The 3,713-nt window shown below is 65.1% G+C and carries 3 protein-coding genes, 1 tRNA gene and 1 pseudogene; 3 read left to right on the top strand and 2 right to left on the bottom strand.

Features of this window, described 5'->3' with window-relative positions; all coding sequences use genetic code 11:
* Window positions 1-1,113, top strand: a 1,113-nt coding sequence (locus tag JMF90_RS28380) for a replication-associated recombination protein A (RefSeq protein WP_201325719.1), incomplete at its 5' end; no start/stop codon positions are given.
* Between the two features lie 43 nt (window positions 1,114-1,156).
* Here the strand turns inward: JMF90_RS28380 and JMF90_RS28375 are convergent.
* On the bottom strand, window positions 1,157-1,426 hold the full coding sequence (locus JMF90_RS28375) for a DUF2164 domain-containing protein (protein ID WP_006476640.1): 270 nt from the start codon (window positions 1,424-1,426) through the stop codon (window positions 1,157-1,159).
* Window positions 1,427-1,674: 248 nt separating this feature from the next.
* Between JMF90_RS28375 and serS the strand changes: the two genes are divergently transcribed.
* Both serS and JMF90_RS28365 read left to right on the top strand, forming a co-directional pair.
* Window positions 1,675-2,976: a serine--tRNA ligase gene (serS, locus tag JMF90_RS28370; protein ID WP_012328090.1), complete on the top strand. Its 1,302-nt coding sequence runs from the start codon at window positions 1,675-1,677 to the stop codon at window positions 2,974-2,976.
* A gap of 117 nt (window positions 2,977-3,093) precedes the next feature.
* Window positions 3,094-3,184: transfer RNA gene (locus JMF90_RS28365), tRNA-Ser, on the top strand.
* Between the two features lie 267 nt (window positions 3,185-3,451).
* Here JMF90_RS28365 and JMF90_RS28360 read toward each other — a convergent pair.
* Window positions 3,452-3,713: pseudogene (locus JMF90_RS28360) on the bottom strand (alkane 1-monooxygenase); the annotation flags it as partial.

The raw sequence follows: 3,713 nt of genomic DNA, 5'->3' as shown, positions 1-3,713 counted from the left end.
ACCGCGCTCGCGTTCGATTGCGAGTTCATCGCGCTGTCCGCGGTGCTCGGCGGCGTGAAGGACATCCGCGAGTCGATGGAGCAGGCGAAGGACACGCTGAACCGCACCGGTCGCCACACGATCCTGTTCGTCGACGAGATCCACCGCTTCAACAAGGGGCAGCAGGATGCGCTGCTGCCGTTCGTCGAATCGGGCCTCGTGACCTTCATCGGCGCGACGACCGAAAACCCGAGTTTCGAGGTCAATTCGGCATTGCTGTCGCGGGCGCAGGTGTACGTGCTGAAGTCGCTGAACGACGACGAGATGCGCCAGTTGCTGAAGCGCGCGCAGGAAATCGCGCTCGACGGCCTCGCGTTCGACGACAAGGCGATCGATACGCTCGTCGGCTACGCGGACGGCGACGCGCGCCGCTTCCTGAACCTGCTCGAACAGGCGCAGACGGCGGCGACGTCGGCCGGCGTCGCGACCATCGATGCCGATTTCGTCAGCAATGCGATGACGCTGAACGCGCGGCGCTTCGACAAGGGCGGCGACAACTTCTACGACCAGATTTCGGCGCTGCACAAGTCGGTGCGCGGCTCGAGCCCGGACGGCGCGCTGTACTGGTTCTGCCGGATGATCGACGGCGGCGCCGACCCGAAGTATCTCGCGCGGCGCATCGTGCGGATGGCGTGGGAAGACATCGGTCTGGCCGACCCGCGCGCGTTGCAGGTGGCCAACGACGCGGCCGAAACCTACGAGCGGCTCGGCTCGCCGGAAGGCGAACTCGCGCTCGGACAGGCCGTGATCTATCTCGCATGCGCGGCGAAGAGCAACGCCGGCTACAACGCGTTCAACCAGGCGATGGCGTTCGTGAAGCAGGACAAGTCGCGCGAGGTGCCCGTGCATCTGCGCAACGCGCCGACCAAGCTGATGAAGGAGCTCGGCTACGGTCATGCCTATCGTTACGCGCACGACGAGCCGAATGCGTACGCGGCCGGCGAGACGTACCTGCCGGACGGGATGCGCGAGCCGCGCTGGTACCAGCCGGTGCCGCGCGGGCTCGAATCGAAGATCGCCGAGAAGCTTGCCTGGCTGCGCGAGCTCGATCGCGAGGCCGGCAAGAAGGACTGACGGCGCCGCGCGGGCCGGTTCGACTTGCGTCGCCGCTCAGGCGTCAGCGCTTGCGGGCCGGTTGCTGTTTCTTCCAGTATTCGAACGGCTCTTCGTGGCATTCGATGTCGAGTTCGGCCACCCGCGCATGCAGGCGTTCCTGCGCGTCGGCGACCGCGAGGTTGTAGATCGCCGGCGCGACTTCCTGAATGAAGAAATGCAGCAGTGCGCCGGCCTGGATGTTGCCGATCGGCTCGTCCATGTTTTCCGTGAAATAGCGTTGCAGCGACGCGATCGCGCGGTCGCGTACATCCTTGTCGAGTTCGATGGTCATCGGATTCCCAGGTGTGCCGTGACGCGGAACTGGCGCTCCGCCTGATTCGGTTGCCGCCAGCCGGCGCGGTCGTGTCGTGATCCGTCATGGCGAGGCGCGCGGCAATTCGCCGACCGCCGATGCGGCGTACCGGCAATGCGATACTGCCATGGTCGCCCATTTGCGGCGTTGTCCATCCGGCCGGTGCCGTGGCGGGCGCGCGGTGCGTTAGAATTCCCGTCTTACACAACGATTTTCCAAGTCCTCCCATGCTCGACATCCAGTTGCTGCGCAAAGACCTCGACGGCGTCGCCAAGCGCCTCGCCGATCGCGGCTACACCCTCGACGTCGCCGCGTTCTCCGCACTCGAAGCGGAACGCCGCGCGATCCAGACCCACACCGAAGAGCTCCAGGCGCGCCGCAACAGCCTGTCGAAGCAGATCGGCGCGATGAAGGGCAAGGGCGAGGACACGTCGGCCGTGATGGCCGAGGTCGGCGGGATCGGCGACGACATGAAGGCGTCGGAAGCCAAGCTCGGCGAGATCCAGGCGCGCCTGTCCGACCTGATGCTGGGCATGCCGAACGTCGCGCACGAGAGCGTGCCGGTCGGCAAGGACGAAGCCGACAACGTCGAGGCGCGCCGCTGGGGCACGCCGCGCCAGTTCGACTTCGAGGTGAAGGATCACGTCGACGTCGGTACGCCGCTCGGCCTCGATTTCGAGACGGGCGCGAAGCTCGCCGGCGCGCGCTTCACGATGCTGCGCGGCCCGATCGCACGCCTGCACCGCGCCCTCGCGCAGTTCATGATCGACACGCACACGCAGCAGCACGGCTATACCGAAACGTACACGCCGTACATCGTGAACCCGGAGATCCTGTACGGCACGGGCCAGTTGCCGAAGTTCGCGGACGACATGTTCCGCGTCGAGAAGGGCGGCGCGGAAAACACGGTCACGCAATACCTGATCTCCACGTCCGAGATTTCGCTGACGAACACCGTGCGCGAGTCGATCGTCGACGGCGCCGCGCTGCCGATCAAGCTCACCGCGCATTCCCCGTGCTTCCGCTCGGAAGCCGGTTCGTACGGCCGCGACACGCGCGGGATGATCCGTCAGCACCAGTTCGACAAGGTCGAGATGGTGCAGGTCGTCGCGCCGGAAACGTCGTACGCGGCACTCGACGAGATGGTCGGCCACGCGGAAGCGATCCTGCAGAAGCTCGGCCTGCCGTACCGCGTGATCACGCTGTGCACGGGCGACATGGGCTTTTCGGCCGCGAAGACGTTCGACCTCGAGGTGTGGCTGCCCGCGCAGAACACCTATCGCGAGATCTCGAGCTGCTCGAACACCGAGGCGTTCCAGGCGCGCCGGATGCAGGCGCGCTTCCGCAACGCGCAGGGCAAGCCGGAGCTCGTGCATACGCTGAACGGTTCGGGTCTCGCGGTCGGCCGCACGCTCGTCGCGGTGCTGGAGAACTACCAGAACGCGGACGGCTCGGTCACGGTGCCGGAAGTGCTGCGTCCGTACATGGGCGGCATGGAGCGGATCGACGCGCCGGCACAGGCGTCCTAACGCGAGCCTGCCGAAGCCCTCGCAAAAAAATTTGCAGAAAGGGCTTGTCAGCCGCGAAGCGATCGTCTTATAATCTTTTTCTCGCGGAAACGACCAGCCGCGAAATGCAGTAAGGAAGGAGAGGTGGCAGAGTGGTCGAATGTACCTGACTCGAAATCAGGCGTACGGTTTCCCCGTACCGTGGGTTCGAATCCCACCCTCTCCGCCAAAATACGAAGCCCCTTGATCCGGAAGGATCAAGGGGTTTTTCGTTTTGGGTCGCCGACGCGCACGGATCGTGTCGCACAGATCGTGTTGCATCTTCGATGCAGCGTGGCTACATGATGAACACCATCGTCCCGTGACGAACTGGCCGGCGGAACTCCTGACAGTTGTCGCATGGCTGCCGCACCGCGCACGCGTGCCAAACCGGAAGCCGGTGCGTCGACCGTTTCAAGCGGCGTCCACCAGCTTCTACGCAGCCCTCACCGAACCATCACGCCGCAGCTGGATATTGCGCCAGCACCTTGTCGCGGATCGACGGCTTGATGTTCGACTGCGCCATGTCGCCGCGATAGTGCGCGACGACGCGTGGATTCATCACGCGATACCAGAGCGGCGGCACGTACGCGAACAGGATCATCGTTGCGTAGCCGGCCGGCAATTGCGGCGCATCGTCGAAGTGGCGCAGCGCCTGGTAAGAGCGTGTCGGATTCGCGTGATGGTCGGCGTGTCGCTGCAACTGGTACAGGAACAGG

Source organism: Burkholderia sp. E168m23 (assembly GCF_016586125.1).
In the GTDB taxonomy this organism is placed as follows: Bacteria; Pseudomonadota; Gammaproteobacteria; order Burkholderiales; family Burkholderiaceae; genus Burkholderia; species Burkholderia orbicola.
Note: the sequence above shows the minus strand (reverse complement) of the source record. Positions and strands in the feature narration are given on the sequence as shown.

Excerpts from the sequence above, each read along its gene's own strand:
- JMF90_RS28375 (WP_006476640.1), bottom strand. The coding sequence starts at position 1,426 with ATGACCATCGAACTCGACAAGGATGTACGCGACCGCGCGATCGCGTCG.
- serS (WP_012328090.1), top strand. The coding sequence starts at position 1,675 with ATGCTCGACATCCAGTTGCTGCGCAAAGACCTCGACGGCGTCGCCAAG.